The following is a 16,964-nucleotide window of genomic DNA, read 5'->3' on the forward strand; positions in this document are numbered from 1 at the left end:
CTCTCCCGAATCATAAAACGTTTTTTATAATTGGGATTATATTATAAAATTACCTTTTAATTGGAGGGTTTATAATGACTGACCCTAAACTTTATGACAATGAGAGTGATACATGGTCTGCTACGGATGCCCTTGGGCGAAGGCTCCCCGGATATGAGGAAGTCGGGCAACCCCGGGAAGGCAAGTTTGTGGGCATGTTTTATTTTATATGGCAGGGAGAGCATGGTACGGATGGGCCATTCGGCATTACTGAAATTCTCAACGCTCACCCTGAGGCGATTTATGACAGCAATCATCCTGCTTGGGGGCCTCTCGGCAAGTTTCACCATTGGGGAGAGCCGCTGCTTGGGTACTATCTGGCCGATGACCGCTGGGTAATCCGCCAGCATGCGCAGATGCTTGCCAATGCGGGCGTGGATACCGTGATATTCGATGTGACCAATCAGTCTACCTACAAAAAAAGCTATATGACGCTGCTTGGCGTTTACACCCAGATGCGGCAGGAAGGCGCAAGAACGCCACAGGTCGCGTTTCTGACGCCGTTCTGGGATCCGGGCAAAGTAGTGAGCGAGCTTTATGAGGATCTGTACGGTCCTGGACTGCATGCCGATCTGTGGTTTCCGTGGCAGGGAAAACCACTGATCCTGGCGGATCCGGAGAAGGTTCATGAGAAACACCGGGAATTCTTCACCTTCCGTAAGCCGGAGCCTTCATATTTCGTCGGTCCGTCAGGTCCGGACCAATGGTCTTGGCTGGAAATTTATCCGCAGCATGCTTATTACAACAGCGCAGGGGAACTGGAGCAGGTATCTGTCGGCGTTGCCCAGAATGCGGTTGAGGGCAGATTAGGCGCGCTCAGCGAGCCGGGTGCACGGGGAAGAAGCTATCGCCGGGGACAGCAATCCGAGAATATCGAGCATGATGTTCCTTACGGTTTGAATTTTGCCGAGCAGTGGGAACGCGCGCTTGAGCTGGATCCGTCTTTTATATTCGTCACAGGCTGGAATGAATGGATTGCCATGCGGTTCGAGGAATTCAACAATGTAAGACATCCGGTCATGTTCGTGGATCAATTCGATCTGGAGAACAGCCGCGACATTGAACCGATGAAAGGAGGTTTTGGGGACAGCTATTATTACCAGCTGGTAGCCTATATCCGCCGCTTCAAAGGAGTGCGCCGCAAAGACATTTCAGCTCCGGTTGCCACCATTGACCTGCGGGGGGATTTCAGCCAATGGGAGCATGAGGGCGTGGAGTACCGGGATGATGCCGGAGATGCCGTCCACCGCAACCATGACGGTTGGGGGAATGCCGGCAGGTATGTGAATGAAACGGGACGCAACGATCTGGTGACGATGAAGGTGGCGCACGACAGCGAGTTTCTATATTTTCTTGCTACAACCAACGAGGAGCTCACGCCGCCGGGAGCGGATGACTGGATGTGGCTGATGCTGAGCATTGCCGCCAGTGACCGGCCTGCATGGGAAGGCTACCATTACATCGTTAACCGCTTACCCTGCACAGAGGACAAAACATGGCTGGAATCGTGCATTGGCGGCTGGAACTGGCAGCCTTTAACGGAAATCTCGCATAGGATAGAGGGCAGCCGCTATATGCTCGCGATACCCAGGGCAGCACTGGGGCTTGCCGGAAGCACTGTGGAAGTGGAGTTCAAATGGGCTGATAATACGCTCTGCAGAGGCGATATTCTAGATTTCTACATCAATGGAGATACTGCCCCTGACGGCCGCTTTAATTACAGATACACGCTAAAAAATGACGCCTGACTGATTTGACTGGACAGGATTGAAACGGGGCGGAAGCTCATACAATGCAACAAGGGTGCTTGCAGTGTTCTGCTCCGCTTAGCGGCATGAACATAATCAAACGTACCGAAAAAGGAATACGCCAAACACACTTTCGTATAAAAACGTTTTAATAAATGGTTGCTTGGAACCCGCTACGGATCACTGAAAAGTAAATATTATATTTACTCTTAAAAATGAACGCACTTAATCGTTAAAAGGAGCTGATTGCAGCTATGCCAAACTATCTTCAAGCCGGTTATTCGGGAGAGTCGCTTACCCTCAGCAATGAATTCATCAGGGTGGATCTGCATAAACGGTTAACAGGCTGGGGCTGGGCGGAGCTTTTCACACATGAGGGCAAGTATTTGGGGGTCCTGGATCATTTTGGGGAGGTTATGCTCCGCGATCAGGAAATTCCGATGAGAATGGAAGCGGATACATTTGAGCGGCGGGATGATGCGGACGGGGTAACCCTCGTTTTCCCGGTCAAATCCATGATTGTCCAGCAGAAGCTCAAAGGAACCTCCTTCGACAGCTGGATTCAATATCCGTTCAAGGAGCATTTGCTTGAGGGGGAGGTCGTACTGACGCTTCCAGCGAACGAATCCTGCCTGAAACTGCAGTACCGGTTGAAATCGAAATTCAACCTGTTTGTCCGGTATGTGAGAGGCCCATGGCTGAAAATTGGCGCAGATGGGTTCGGCAGCAACAAGACGGATGCGATTTTCCCTGGAATTGAGTGGCTTGAGAAAGAGGAATGGTCCAGCGGAACGGATTGGTTCAAGGATCCCTGGGCGCTGCGTTATGCTCCACATCCGAACAAAGTGGCGATTCCCGCCATGGTCGTCAGCCATGAAGGCACGGCGGTGGGATTAAGCTGGAATCCGCGGCAGCGGGCTACGCAATGGTTCAACTACCGCAGCCACAGGCCACAGCCAGTATTTGCTTCGCCGAATTTCATTGACCGCCGGAATAACCATCTAATGGGTCTTATGGTACCGGATATCGAATCCGACGACCATGAGAATGCCATTCTGGCGGATCCGCCCCTGGAGCTTCATCCGGATCAGCCGATCGAGTGGGACGCCGAGATTTTTGTCGTAGAAGGAAACAGCCTGGACGGGATCACGGATTGGATTAAACGCAAGGGGATGCCGGAGTCCCCGGCTCCGAGATGGCCGTATGCGGAAGCGCTTGACCGGATCGCGAACGCTTACAGTACCCGCTTCTGGCGGGAAGGAGAAGGCTTCGGATCTCCCCAGCATCCGGACTCGTATGCTCCGCGCCTTCCGCGATTTCTGGAGGATTACCTCAGGATGGCCGAGCAGGATTCCGATCTATGGCGGGAGTTGAACCGCAAGCGCGATTGGTGTATGGCCGCAAGCAGGGAGCTAGCAGCAGAATCAGCCGGGCGGCAGGAAACGGCAGGTTCGGTGGATGCGGTGAATGCTGTTATCGCGAAGTTGACAGAGCGGGGGCTGAAGCTGCTGACCTATCAATTGGCGAGAGGCGCATTTCCTTTTGACCCGGAAGGCAGGCATTACCGGAAGGACGATTTTGTAGTGGCCCGTGAGTTCGTCGAGCCGATGGGACTCGCAGGCGATACGGCGCTTGACATGAGTATGCTGCCGACGCTGGAACTGATTTCACTCTGGGAAGAAACCTCCGATGAGCGTTTCAGGGAAGGCGCCGTCCGCGCCCTTGACTATTGCATGGGAATGACGCGGCCCGAAGGGGGGGATTTCTGGGAGACCCCCCTCCACAGTCCAAACCTGCTGGCCGGCGGGCATGCGGCCATCGCGTATTACAAGGCATACCGCGCCTTTGGGGATGAACGCTATTTGAGCAAAGCGGTCTATTGGATCCGTTCGATCCTTCCCTTCACCCATCTTTGGCAGCCGGACAACACGCCTATGCTTTACAATACGAAACCCTGCTTCTGTTCAAGCGACTGGTATTTTGCCAATTGGGTGAGGGACCATGTCCAGTGGGAGGTGCTCGGCATATTCGCCGATTCCTGGAGCCAGGGCATCGACTGGGCAGAGATAGACAAGGATGTAGACTGGCGGCGATATCAGGAGGGCATCACCAATGCCGCACTCAGGTGGATGATCGACCATAAGCTGGAAAACTGGCAGCCCCACAACCTGCCTGCTACTAGAGATATTTACCGGCAGGGGCTGCTGGACGATTGTTTTGCCGATACCCACAACTCGGTCACAGGAAATTACGGGGGCATGGCGATTCTGCCGGATACGATAGCGGTCAACCTTATTGCCCTGCTGGCCAGGAATAGTCCGCTAACCATTCATTCATGATTCACGCATTATTGGAGGGTTACAGATGGCGATACCGATAAAAGCTGCTGCCGAACGAACAATCAATATCCGGCTTAAACGAATCCTGATGATCAGCTCGGTCGCCGTTATTCTGGCGGCTTCCCTGCTGATCATGAATCTCCCGTCGAAAGGCGGAAAGCAATTCCGGAGTCCTGCCAGCGCGGACACGCTGCATGAACCGGTGTTTGCATCCCGTAACGAGAACGAAAGAACGTATGGCAGAGTGCTGGCTGACGGTTTGAAGAAGGGATACCCGGATTATGAAGGGGCCGATGTTTCCCTTGATATCGGACATATTGCCCAAAGCTCAGGCAAGGTGGAGAAGCAGACGATAGAAGGCAAACAGGCCGTGGTGACGGATGGGCTGGACAGTTGGGTCGAGTGGGAGTTCGAAGCCCCCGAGTCGGCCATGTATCAGATCGATATGGGTTATCTCCCCCTTGACGGGAAGAAATCTAGTGCCGAGAGGGCGCTGATGATTGACGGGAAGCGCCCCTTCAAGGAAGCCTCCAGATTCTCCTTCCAGCGCTACTGGCAGGAACAGGACGGTGAAAAATACGACAGCCAGGGCAATCAGATCCGCTCCCTGCAGAACGAAATTAGGAAGTGGCGTATAAAGCCGATGGAGCATCCCGAGAAATTTTACAATGAGGCTTACCGGTTTTATTTCGAAAAAGGAAAACATGCGATTCGCCTTATCGATGTGCGCGAGCCGATGGCGGTCTCGTCCATTGTATTGCATAAACCGGTTGTCCTAGCCGGCTATGAGGAAATAGCTGCCGGATATCTTTTGAAGGGCTACAAGAAGGCGGAAGGCGCACCGCTTAAATTCCAGACCGAGATTCCACTGGAAGCTTCGGAATTATCGCTTCGCGCGGAATGGAATGACGATCCCCACTCCGAGCCCAAAGCGATACAAAAGACAAACTACAATGTCTTTGGAGGTGCCCGCTGGAAGCTGGGCGGTCAAAACGCATCCTGGGAGTTTGACGTACAGGAAAGCGGATTATACGAATTTGCTTTCCGTTATGCAGTCCCGATCCAAAACCAGGTTGCCCACCGGACGATCAGGATCGACGGGGAGGTCCCTTTCAAGGAAATGCAGGAGTATGTATTTCCAGCTATACAGGGCTGGTATATCGAGCCTCTCAAGGATGAGAACAACGAGCCATACCAGTTTTATTTAACGCAAGGCAAGCATGTCATTACGGTCGAGGGCACGCTTGGTCCCATTCGGCAGGTGACGGAGGATATCACCAATGTCATCGACAATCTGTCTGAACTGAGCCAGGATGTGGTGAAGATAACCGCTTCATCCAAGGATGCAAATGGGAAAATCACAACTGACCGCAACCAGGACTGGAATCTGGAGCGGTATATCCCGAATCTCGTGGAAAGACTGAATACCGCGGCGGGCGTATTTGAACGCTCTTATGCCCTGATCAGGGAATCCAATGGTGGCAAGATGCCCTCCTACGGCCAATCGCTTCAGACTGCAATCAGCATGCTGAACAAAATGGCAGGCGATACCGAGGAAATCCCCTACATGCTTAATGAAGTGGGAACGGTGTCGGGCGCACTGGGTACGACCGTGCAGAGTCTGAAGGAACAGCCGCTTTATTTCGACTATATGCTGGCAAGCCCGCCCGGCACCGATTATCCGTCCGGCTATTCTTCCTTCCTGGAAAATATGGAGGCGACAGCGGTGAAATTCTCAGGCTCCTTCAACAAGGATTCGGCCGGGCAGGACGCGGCGGGAGACGAGAAGGTGCTTAAAGTCTGGGTGGCGCGCGGACGGGAATGGACGGATATTATCAAGTCCATGATTTTGGAGGACTTTACGCCACGCACCGGCATTCGGGTGGAAATCAACACCGTTCCGCTGGGTTCCGAGCATTTGCTGCTGCTGGCTTATACAGGGGGCAAGGCGCCTGATGTCGCACTTGGCGTAACGCCGAACATACCGGTGGAGTTCTCCGTCCGGGGCGCCGTAGTCGATCTGAACAGCTTCCCGGATGTGGACGAAGTCAAGCAGCGTTTCATCCCGGAAGCGCTGGTACCGCTCGCTTTCAATGGCGGATTATATGCGATTCCGGAAACGGTGGACTTCAACCTGCTGTTCTACCGCGAGGATATCCTGAACCGGATCGGAACAAAACCGCCGCAGACCTGGCAGGAGGTGTATGCCCTTCTTCCGAGGCTGCAGGAGGAAGGAATGAGCTTCTACTATCCGGCGGGACCAGGCGGCTACACACCATTTCTGTTTCAGCATGGAGGATCGTTCTATTCCAAGGACGGCTTGAAGTCTGAACTGAATACTCCTGAAGCGCTCAGCGCATTCAAGGAGTGGACCAATCTGTTCAACAATTACAAAATGCCCCTGCAGGCTGATTTCTACCAGCGGTTCCGCAACGGTGAAATGCCTATCGGGATCGGGAATTACGACTTCTATGTGAAGCTGTCAACCTCGGCTCCGGAGCTGAACGGCCGCTGGAAAATGATACCGCTTCCCGGAATCGAGCGTGAGGACGGTGTCATTGACCGGAGCGCATCCGGAGCGGGTGCGGTAAGCGCCCTGCTGGGCACAACGGCGCAGACGGGTCTGATTATGAGCTCGACGAAATACAAGCAAGAGTCCTGGGAGCTTCTGAAATGGTGGATGTCCGAGGAAACCCAGGAGCGTTTCGGCCTGGAGGTAGAAAGCATGGTCGGTGTCGGCTCCAGATGGAACAGCGCCAATGTGGAGGCTATCAAGGGCATGGCCTGGAGTAGAGACCAACTGGACGCGATTCTGGAGCAGTGGAAATGGCTGCGCGAACAACCCGTCGTATTGGGTGGCTATTATACACAGCGGCACATTACCAACGCGTGGAATAAAGCGGTGCTGCTTGGCGACAATGAACGAATCGCTTTGGAGGATGCCGTGAAGGAAATCAACAAGGAACTAACCCGCAAGCGGGAAGAATATAACACGATGATAAGAAGAAATGACGGCACGGCCAGCGCGGCGTTTGCGGAAGGAGAGGATCAGCCTTGAACATGGCCAGAGTGGAAAAACAAGCCAGGCCAAAAAGGGGATTGACTCTGAACACAGCCAGATTGAAATGGCAGCTCGGCGAAATCTGGAAATGGCGGGTTTCGTATATCATGCTCGCCCCCTTCTTCCTGCTGTTTCTGATGTTTATCATTGTGCCGACCGTTTCCTCGGGTTATCTGAGCTTTACGTACTACAATATTTTACAGCCCCCGGTCTGGACGGGGTGGAGCAATTACATGACCCTGCTGGTGGACGATGAGATATTCATCAAGTCCTTGATGAACACACTTTATTTTGCCTTGGTAACAGGCCCGCTCGGTTATATTCTGGCGTTCCTCTTTGCCTGGCTTATTCATCAGATTCCCAAACGAATACGCTCCTTCTATACCTTGGTCTTCTACGTGCCTTCGCTGACCAGCGGTGTAGCTATGGCGGTTGTCTGGCTGGTCATTTTCGCCAACGACAGCTATGGCTATCTGAACAGTCTCCTGATCCGCATCGGCGTAATCAGTGAGCCGATCCAGTGGCTCCAGAATGTGGACCTGATTATGCCGGTTGTCATTACCATTTCGCTGTGGATGAGTCTTGGAACAGGCTTTCTCGCCTTTCTGGCGGGCTTTGAAACCATCAATACCGAGCTTTACGATGCGGGCAAGGTGGATGGCATCCGCTCCCGCTTCCAGGAATTGTGGAATATCACGATTCCGTCCATGAAGCCTCAAATGCTCTTCGGCGCGGTACTCGCGGTTGTAGGCTCGTTCAAGGTCGGGGAAGTGAGCAAGGCGGTGGCGGGATTTCCGAGCCCTCTCTATGCCGGTCATACGGTGATCCTGCATCTTCAGGATTACGCGATCATCCGTTACGAAATGGGTTATGCCTCGGCCATATCGATTGTATTGTTCCTCATCATATACGGATTGGGAAAACTGTGTTTTACGTTATTTTCTTCGAAAGGAGAATAAACCGGCATGTCCAAGAAGCTTCGCGGGACCAAACGAAAAAAAGATTACAGCCTGTTGATTATCCTGTTGTTTCTGACGGGACTTGGCATTTTCATGATGCTTCCGCTGGTTTTTCTGATCAGCACCGCATTCAAGCCGATGGAGGAACTCTTCGTCTATCCTCCGCGATTTCTCGTCTACCATCCGACCCTGGATAATTTCAAAAATTTATTTTTGGCCATGAGCGGCGACCGGATTCCGCTGACCCGTTATTTCTTCAACAGCATCCTCGTCAGCGGCGTGACGGTTTCCCTGACGATTATCATCGGATCATTGGCCAGCTATCCGCTTGCCAAGCATAAGTTTCCGGGGCACAAGATGCTGTTCGGCCTGATCATCGTTTCGCTTATGTTTGCGCCCGAGGTCGTGGAAATTCCCCGATATCTGGTTGTTTCCTATTTGGGGCTTATGGATACGTACAGCGCGCTCATTCTGCCTTCGCTGGCTTTCCCGATCGGGCTGTTTCTGATGAAGCAATTCTTGGAGCAGGTTCCCGATGAAATTTTTGAAGCGGGCAAAGTCGACGGGGCAAGTGAATGGACGATGCTTTTCCGGTTTGCCATCCCGCTGATCCGTCCGGCATGGGCGACAGTTGTCATTCTGAGCTTTACGGCGATATGGAACGATGCCGGATCATCCGCGCTGTTTACGCAGACGGAACAGATGAAAACGCTTCCGTATTACCTGTCCACCGTGAACGGGCAAGGGGTTGCACGAGCAGGCGCCAATGCGGCGGCAACGTTCCTGCTGACCGTTCCGACCGTGTTGATTTTTGTTTTGTTCCAGCGCCAGGTGCTGTCCACCATGGCTCATTCCGGAATCAAATCCTAGGGGGACGAAAACATGCTGCACAAATGTTATGCCATTACCCTTTCGTCCATTGTCGTTCTCCTGCTGGCAGCTGCGCTGGTACCGGCTAACCGGGCGGCCGCGGCCACGCCGTTTCCTAATTATTATATTAGCCCGGACGGCTTCTATCTGAAGGTGCCGGCGCCTTATGTCCCGGACGGAACGATTGCTTTGGATGGACAGCCGGGCGGAGGACTGAAGAAGCCGCAGGATTTGTTCATCGACGGCGAGGATCATTTGTTTATCGCGGATACGGAAAACAAGCGGGTAATCAAAACCGACAATAAGGGCAATATTCTGCTCGTTATCGGAACAGGTGAAGGGGATTCGGACAAGGGCAAGCTTTCCGCTCCCAGAGGAATATTCGTGGATGGGGAAGGCATGATTTATGTCACGGATGCCACCAAGCAGCGGATCGTCCAATACGACAAAGAGGGCAAGTTCATCCGTGAGCTGGGCAAGCCGACTTCGCCGCTGCTGGGCGAGAATCTGGTTTATCAGCCGGTCAAAGTCATTGTGGATAACCGCAAATATTTCTACGTTGTCAATCAAGGGGACCAGAAAGGCTTGATGATGCTCGATTCCGATGGAGAATTCCGCGGTTATTTCGGAGGGAACCGGGTTCAGGCCACGTTTGCGACCACCTTGATCCGGTTGCTCTACAATCAGCAGCAGCGGGCAGGGTCATATGTGAATCTTCCGTATTCCTTTAATAATGTGTCGCTTGCGCCGGATAACTACATCTACTCCACAACGACGGGACTTAGCAGCAAGCAGGTCCGCAAATTCAATGCCGTGGGCGGGGACGTTTATCCGGGTGCCAGCGACTTTACAGATCAATCGTTCGACTACGACAACCGTACGCAAAATTTTATCGATTCCGTGATCGATGAAAGCGGCAATATGACGATTGTAGATCAGACTTATGGACGCATGTACCAATACGACGTGAATGGACGCCTGTTGTTTGCTTTCGGCAGCAACGGAATCAATAGGGGGAACTTCAATTCCGCCGTAGCCATCAGTATCGACAGCAAAGGCAATCTGTATGTGCTGGACCAGAATCTGAATCTCATTCACCGTTTTCACCCGACGGAGTTTACCTCTCTGGTCCACAAGGCAAATGTTCTTTTCAATGAAGGCAAATATAATGAATCCTTCGCCCCCTGGCAGAGGGTCCGCGATCATAACAACTTCTATGAGCTTGCCTTGCAGGCAATGGGCCAGAGCGAGTTGAGGCAGGAAGAATACGCGGGAGCCATGGAATATTTTAAAGCAGCCTATGACAAAACAGGGTACTCGGATGCTTTTTATGAATTCCGGCGCGAGTATGTAAAAAAGCATTTTAATGTGATTGCTTCAAGTGTCCTGACCGCCGTGCTTGTGCTCTATATCGCCCTGAAGCTGAAATCCCGAAGGAGCAGGAAAGGCCCGGACATGGCCGCGAGACATCCAGCCCTCAGACCGTTTGCCGCCGCAGGGGGATTCTTCAGGGAAGCGTTCTGGGTGATGACGCATCCATTTCAAGGTTATGAGGCACTCAAATACGATAATAAGGGCAAATGGTCCAAGGCTCTGCTGCTTATGGGATTATATATTATCGTGAGCGTCCTGCAGCTTGTCCTGATAAGCTTCACCTTCGAAGAGTATCCCATCCAATTCGTCGATTGGGAATTTATCATTTTGTACCCGGTTCTCTATTGGGTGCTCTGGAGTGTCGTCAGTTACGGCCTGACGACGATCAGCAGCGGCGAAGGAAGACTTCGCGAAGTCTTTATAGCGACCTCGTATTGCTTTACGCCGTTTATCTTCTTTTCCATTCCGCTTACGCTACTTACCCATTTGATGACGCTGAAAGAAAGCAAATTCTACGACTTGTTCGGCAATATCATGCTTGTCTGGGTTATTTTCCTGCTGTATGTCAGCGTAAGAGAAACCCACAGCTTCGATTCCGGCAAAGCGTTCGGCATCTCGATCCTGACCGTACTCGGAAGCGTCGTTATGATTCTGCTGGTATTCGTATTATATGGTCTGGGAGCGAATCTGATCGACTTTGCTCAGCAGATCGCAAGGGAGGCGTTCTACGTTGGCAGCTGAGTTCTGGAACCGAAAACGGGTAGGCGCGCTCGTAAAAATATTGATCGCCTGTGGGGCGCTTCTCTGGTTTATCTGGTGGATTATGCCTCAGGGAGAGAGCTCGGTGGTTTTCCACTATGATGAAGGTGAGTTTACACCTGCGGCGGAATCAACCGGCGGGGAGCTGCCTCTGGGCGAAGGGATGAAAGTTTATGCCAGAGATGGACAGCTGGAACTCTCGGCCGATCTGGGCAAACAGCTGTTCAAAATCAAAGATACGGCAACCGGCGTGGAATGGGCCAGCGGCCCGGATACTGCGGGCGACAAATCCATTAATACGCTCACCGCAAAAATCGTCGGCTCACCGTTCATCATCAGCTACACGAAAGACAACAGCCAGGTCAACACGCTGGCCATTCTTAGCGGAGATACCAAATGGAAAGCTTTCCCGATTAAGGGAGGCGTACAGATTCATTATGACCTTAAATCGCTGGGCATCAAATTTATAGCTGAATTTGCCCTGGAGGATGGAGCGTTGACCGTCCGCATTCCGGAAGAAGGGATCGAGGAAACGAAAGGCCCCAATATGGGTTCGCTGGTATCGCTCAAGATTCTTCCGATGCTGGGAGCGGCCAAGCAAGGCGAGCAGGGATATATCATTGTACCCGACGGCTCCGGCGCTCTGGTAGATTTCAGCAAACCGCATAATCAGGCAACCCAGGAATACAGCAAATGGATTTATGGGGAGGACCCTGTTCTGGACCCGCAGTTTGATCCCAAGATTCAGGAGGAAATCGCTATCCCGGTGCTGGGTGTCGTGAAGCAGGACGGCGGTTATGTCCAGACGGTCATTGAAGGTGCAGGAGATGCCAAGGTGGTCGTCAGCCAGCCGGGCATCCAGCGGATTAACTATTACCGCGGCGGCTTTGAGTTGTTTCTCCGCAAATCTTATGTCACCTATTACGGGGACTCATGGTCGGCCTCGCCCATTAACCGCGTGGAAGCGGGGCGCATTGGGATGGACAGGGCTGTCCGGTTTGATTTTGTGTCCGGCCCGGATACCACCTATGCCGATCTGGCCAGGCTGGTCGGCGACCGCATGTTTGGCAGCGAGAAGAGTCCGGCGGAAAGCAAGCCGCCTCTGATCCAGTTGTTCCAGGGCGTGCAAAGCAGAGGAGACAGCTACAGCAAACGGCTGGAGACGATGACGACCTTCGCGGAAGCCAGGAAAATCATGGAGAGACTGGGACAGGAGGGGATTACCGCATTCTCCGCCGAGATTAAAGGCTGGTACAACGATGGTTATTACGGCAGGCTGCCGGATCGTTTTCCCGTCGAGAAAGCCTTCGGAGGAGCAAAAGGGCTTGCCGATTTGCTGAAGTGGACAGCGAGCCAGGGCATCGAAACTTCATTGGAAGATAATTATCTGGATGTTTACCGGAAAGAAAAAGATGGCGTATCCCTCCGCACCGATACGGTGCGCAAACCGGATAACCGCCAATACGTCAATAAGCCGATCGGAACAACCGGCTGGTACCGCTGGGGGACCAGCTGGTATACGCTCAGCCCTCCGGTTGCGGATAAAAAAGTAGTGGAAGCCGATCTGGACAGGTTGAAGGAACTGGGCGTGCAATCCGTTAATCTACGCCATCTTGGCGAACGGCTGACCAGCGACTATAACGCAGACTATCCCCTGCGGCGGGGAGAAACGCAGGCCTATTACGAGAAATGGCTGGAGCTTGCACGCAAGAAACTGGGAGCGGCCGGCATCTATTACGGCAATGACTTCGCGGTTAAGCATGCGGACCGTGTCGTGGGCATTCCGCAGTATGCCTCGAACCATTATTTATTCGACGAGGAAATCCCGCTGCTCCAGATGATCTATCACGGTCGTATTCCTTATTACTCGGGGGCGCTCAACCGCAGCGACGATTCTGCGATCGAACAGTTGAAAGCTATTGAATACGGGGCTATACCCGTCTATGAATTGACCTATCGCGATACGACTCCGCTGCGTTATACGAACTATGATTTTCTGTTCAGCTCGCAATACGAAACCTGGCTGCCTTCCATCAAATCGGCGTTCGGCGGTTGGCAGAATGCGGTGGAGCCTTTCGGCAGCTTGCAGATGTCCGGTCATGAGAGGCTGCAGGACGGCGTATTCAAGACCACCTATTCCGATGGCAGCATGGTTTGGGTGAATTACAATGACGAGATGGCAACCGTCGATGGGGTATCCATTAAACCGATGAATTATCTGGTGTCCAAAGGCGGTGGTGCATAGATGAGCAAACGCAGAGGCTACAGCATGGAACGCAAAAAAATGATAGAAGGTTATTTGTTTGTTTCCGTGTGGGTGATCGGATTTCTGGCTTTCACACTTTATCCGCTGCTCAGCAGCCTGAAAATCAGCTTTACGACGGCAAAGGTCAATGATCTTCTGAATGGAACCTGGGTGGGATTCGCCAATTATAAAACCGTTATTGCCGATCCCCAGTTCGGATCTTATTTTACGGATCAGATTGTCCGTTCGCTGATCGATGCGCCGATCATTTCGATTTTCGCTCTGATCTCAGCGGTTCTGCTCAATGGGGAGATTGCAGGCAAACGCTACTGGCGGGCGGTCTTCTTCACGCCGATTATCATCAGCGGACTGATGATTGAGATTCTGAACAGCCAGGGCGCCGCGAACTTCTCTATTTTCCAGCAAATCGGGGGGAGCGGGATCATCGCCGATTTTATCGGCGAAGACACCTTTACCCGGATGGGACAGCTGCTATGGAGAAGCTGCGTTGAGATTTTGATTTTCCTTGCAGGTCTTCAATCCATCTCGCGTTCCCTTTATGAAGCGGCGCAGATGGATGGGGCTACACCATGGGAGTGTTTCTGGAAAATTACCCTTCCATCCATGTCGCCTGTCGTAATTCTGACGATTATCTATGCGACAATCGATTCCTTCACGGCCCCGGACAACCAGATTATGGCCTATATCAAGCAGTACAGTATCGTAACATTCAAATTCGGCCCTGGTGCGGCTCTGAGCTGGATGTATTTTATGACCATCATTGTGGTCATTCTGGCCATATTTTACATCGGAAGGAGGTTCACGGCCAATGAAGGACCCAACCGGCATTAATCTGTTAAAAAACATGAAGCATCATTATCACAGAAACAATGTCGGCCGCCGTTATGTGCACAAAGCCAAGCAAATTATTATGAAGCTGCTTGTTTATATTGTGCTTCTGGAGCTTGGTTTCATCTTCCTGCTGCCTCTCCTTTATTTGGTCAGCAAATCTTCCATGTCGATGGAGGATCTGGTGGATGCCAGTGTCGTATGGCTTCCAAGCGAATTTCATTGGCAGAATTTTATAGACGGGTTTAATGGGCTGAATTTTAAGGTGACTGGGCTGAACAGTCTGATGATGTCGGTGCTCCCGGCCGTGGGCCAGGTCATTTCCTGCGCTATCGCCGGTTACGGGCTGGGGCGGTATGAATTCCCGGGCTCCCGGATCATTTTCGGAGTCGTGCTCCTGTGCCTGATCATACCGCCGCAAACGACCATCATCTCGCTCTATTCCTTGTTCGCGGACCTGCACTGGATCAATACGTATTGGCCGTTTATCGTGCCCTCCTTTTTTGCGCAGGGCCTCCGGGGCGCTTTGTTCATGTTGATTTTTACCCAGTTTTTCAAGGGGCTGCCCAAGGAGCTGGACGAGGCGGCAAGAATCGATGGTGCAGGGGCGATCCGGGTTTTCTCTGCCGTGATGCTGCCGCTTGCGAAGCCGGCGATGTTCGTTGTCGCCATGTTTTCGCTGGTATGGAACTGGAATGACACGTATATGTCGCAATTTTTCGTCAATCAGCCGGATATGCGGCCGCTGCCGCTGCAGCTGATGAGCGTCAATCAGAACTATCTTCTGCAGATGGGCAATCCTGCCGGCGGAACCCAGGCTTATCTGATGGCAGCCTGTCTGCTGGTCGTTCTGCCCCTGTTCGTCATTTATATTATCGGGCAGCGCTACCTGGTGGAAGGGGTGGAGAGGACCGGGCTTGCCGGCGATTAGGACGCCGGACGTCAGGCCAGGGTAAGGCTGTTGAATCACGGTTCGGAACCTTGACAATAGATGGTAACCATGAAAGGCGGTGATAGATGTTAATGGCGCCGTTAACGATGGCCGCTGGCGTGTCTGGGCGTGATCGAACATGAAGCCAGGCCGCGGACGATTATATGGAAAGAATGACAGGCTGGACAGGAGCCTGGATTAGCAAGTCAACTATGTTAACCAGATTATGCGGGAGTTTGAGCGCATCATAAAAAAACATTTTTCGGAGGGGACAGATGAAGATGAGAAAGGGACTTCTATTCATGTTCGTTGCCATCATGGTTTTTACATTAGCGGCTTGCAGCGGCAATGGTGCTCCAACACCACCAAATACAGGTAATAACCAGAGCAATACTCCCGATAACGCCACGCCTGCACCTGAAAATGACGGAGCGGATGACCCCGTTGTGCAAGATAAAGAACCCGTTACGCTGACAGTCGGCACTTTCGGCGATGATGCCGAAAAAGCGGCTATGAACGGCTGGTTTGATGAATATAAGAAAACCCATCCTTATGTCACGTTTAAACTGATCGCGCTGGAGGGGAACCCGGCTGCAACCGCCGTCACGATGGCAGCGGCAGGAAATATGCCGGACGTTATCTGGGTTTACGACGGCTATGTCAAAACGATGTATGAGCAGGGGCTGCTCGCTCCGCTTGATGAAGGGTTCCAGCGTCTTGGCGTGGATATGAATGATATTCCGGAGGGCATGATGAGCTACGGGCATATCGAAGGCAAGTACTATTTTGCGCCTCGTGACCACAGTCAGTTGATGGTGGTTGTCAACAAAACGCTGCTGGAGCAGGAAGGCATCCCGATGCCGCAGAACGGCTGGAGCTGGGATGAGTTCGTTGATACCGTTAAAGCAACAACCAAGAAGGATGAATCCGGACAGACAACCCAGTTCGGGGTCAGGCTTAATCTTGCCTGGCTGCCGTCCATTGAATCCTACGCACTTGGCCGCGGAGGCGAATATTTGAATAAAGAGACGCTGCAGGTGAGCTTCTCTGATCCCAAAGTGGTTGCGGGCTTGAAGGATGCGGCGGATCTGATCAAGGAAGGCTACGCGGATAACCCGTGGGTCACCTATCCCGAGGATTTCTGGGCAACCGGCAAAATGGCCATGGCTATTCATGTCCGTCCGGGGATCCCAACTTGGGCGAACGCAGCGAAAGCGAAAGGCTTTGAATGGGATGTCGTGTCGTTCCCGAAACTGCCAGAACGCGAAGCAATCGGATCCGGAACAAGCGGCTATGCGGCTAACGCGGCATCCAAAGTAAAGGATGAGGCCGTTGATTTTGTTGCTTCGCTGATGCTCCCTGCCGAACATAAAGCGTTCGGGGTGGCTGGCGGAACGGCTGTGCCGATCCTCAAGTCCCTTCAATCCGATGATTACTGGAGAAAAGGTATCGTGGAAGGCAAAAACACGGACGCTTTCGTATACAATGTCGATAAAACGGTTGGGCGCGACACCGACGTGCTGCTGAAGGCTGAAGCGGGGCAGAAGGTGGAGTCCGAGATAAGCGAAGCGCTCAAAAAATATGTCACCAATGAAACGTCATTGGAAGATGCGCTGAAGAAGGCTGACGAAGTAATTAACGGTACACAAGGCAAGTAGCAAGGAGTGCGGAAGAGTGGAGATTGTGCGCTCTTCCGCTTTTTTATGTGTTCATCCGATAAATATGAAAAAAAATGGTTTTGATGACATGGCGGGTAAAATCTAATCGGATTTTAGAGATGAAGATGTTCC

General features: G+C 52.4%; 10 protein-coding genes. All 10 read left to right on the forward strand.

The features are described from left to right. Positions 1-74 precede the first annotated feature (74 nt). Complete coding sequence (locus IEY46_RS02895) at positions 75-1,787, forward strand: hypothetical protein (RefSeq protein WP_188988949.1); 1,713 nt, start codon at positions 75-77, stop codon at positions 1,785-1,787. Positions 1,788-2,041: 254 nt separating this feature from the next. Beyond that, complete coding sequence (locus tag IEY46_RS02900) at positions 2,042-4,126, forward strand: glycoside hydrolase family protein (protein WP_188988951.1); 2,085 nt, start codon at positions 2,042-2,044, stop codon at positions 4,124-4,126. 25 nt (positions 4,127-4,151) lie between these two features. Continuing rightward, positions 4,152-7,184, forward strand: a complete 3,033-nt coding sequence (locus IEY46_RS02905; protein WP_188988953.1) for an extracellular solute-binding protein — start codon at positions 4,152-4,154, stop codon at positions 7,182-7,184. Between the two features lie 2 nt (positions 7,185-7,186). Then, positions 7,187-8,146 carry a carbohydrate ABC transporter permease gene (locus IEY46_RS02910; RefSeq protein WP_188991637.1) on the forward strand — a complete coding sequence of 320 codons (960 nt, stop codon included), beginning with the start codon at positions 7,187-7,189 and terminating at the stop codon, positions 8,144-8,146. Positions 8,147-8,152: 6 nt separating this feature from the next. Then, on the forward strand, positions 8,153-9,016 hold the full coding sequence (locus IEY46_RS02915) for a carbohydrate ABC transporter permease (protein ID WP_188988955.1): 864 nt from the start codon (positions 8,153-8,155) through the stop codon (positions 9,014-9,016). Positions 9,017-9,028: 12 nt separating this feature from the next. Then, positions 9,029-11,131, forward strand: coding sequence for a YIP1 family protein (locus IEY46_RS02920; protein ID WP_188988957.1), 2,103 nt, complete (start codon positions 9,029-9,031; stop codon positions 11,129-11,131). After that, entirely contained in the window at positions 11,121-13,394 is a 2,274-nt protein-coding gene (locus tag IEY46_RS02925) for a DUF5696 domain-containing protein (RefSeq protein WP_188988959.1), read from the forward strand. The genes IEY46_RS02920 and IEY46_RS02925 overlap by 11 nt, the downstream gene beginning before the upstream one ends. Continuing rightward, positions 13,395-14,246 carry a carbohydrate ABC transporter permease gene (locus IEY46_RS02930; protein ID WP_188988961.1) on the forward strand — a complete coding sequence of 284 codons (852 nt, stop codon included), beginning with the start codon at positions 13,395-13,397 and terminating at the stop codon, positions 14,244-14,246. After that, entirely contained in the window at positions 14,224-15,174 is a 951-nt protein-coding gene (locus IEY46_RS02935) for a carbohydrate ABC transporter permease (protein ID WP_188988963.1), read from the forward strand. Before IEY46_RS02930 ends, IEY46_RS02935 begins: the two co-directional genes overlap by 23 nt. Positions 15,175-15,449: 275 nt before the next feature. After that, positions 15,450-16,832 (forward strand): ABC transporter substrate-binding protein, encoded by a 1,383-nt coding sequence (locus tag IEY46_RS02940; RefSeq protein ID WP_188988965.1) that lies wholly within the window; start codon positions 15,450-15,452, stop codon positions 16,830-16,832. The last annotated feature ends 132 nt before the right edge of the window (positions 16,833-16,964 follow it).

The organism is Paenibacillus nasutitermitis (assembly GCF_014641075.1).
Classification (GTDB): domain Bacteria; phylum Bacillota; class Bacilli; order Paenibacillales; family Paenibacillaceae; genus Paenibacillus_Z; species Paenibacillus_Z nasutitermitis.

Coding starts and splice junctions, on each gene's coding strand:
- IEY46_RS02940 (WP_188988965.1), top strand. CDS start 15,450: ATGAAGATGAGAAAGGGACTTCTATTCATGTTCGTTGCCATCATGGTT.
- IEY46_RS02930 (WP_188988961.1), top strand. CDS start 13,395: ATGAGCAAACGCAGAGGCTACAGCATGGAACGCAAAAAAATGATAGAA.
- IEY46_RS02920 (WP_188988957.1), top strand. CDS start 9,029: ATGCTGCACAAATGTTATGCCATTACCCTTTCGTCCATTGTCGTTCTC.
- IEY46_RS02915 (WP_188988955.1), top strand. CDS start 8,153: ATGTCCAAGAAGCTTCGCGGGACCAAACGAAAAAAAGATTACAGCCTG.
- IEY46_RS02935 (WP_188988963.1), top strand. CDS start 14,224: ATGAAGGACCCAACCGGCATTAATCTGTTAAAAAACATGAAGCATCAT.
- IEY46_RS02905 (WP_188988953.1), top strand. CDS start 4,152: ATGGCGATACCGATAAAAGCTGCTGCCGAACGAACAATCAATATCCGG.
- IEY46_RS02910 (WP_188991637.1), top strand. CDS start 7,187: ATGGCCAGAGTGGAAAAACAAGCCAGGCCAAAAAGGGGATTGACTCTG.
- IEY46_RS02900 (WP_188988951.1), top strand. CDS start 2,042: ATGCCAAACTATCTTCAAGCCGGTTATTCGGGAGAGTCGCTTACCCTC.
- IEY46_RS02895 (WP_188988949.1), top strand. CDS start 75: ATGACTGACCCTAAACTTTATGACAATGAGAGTGATACATGGTCTGCT.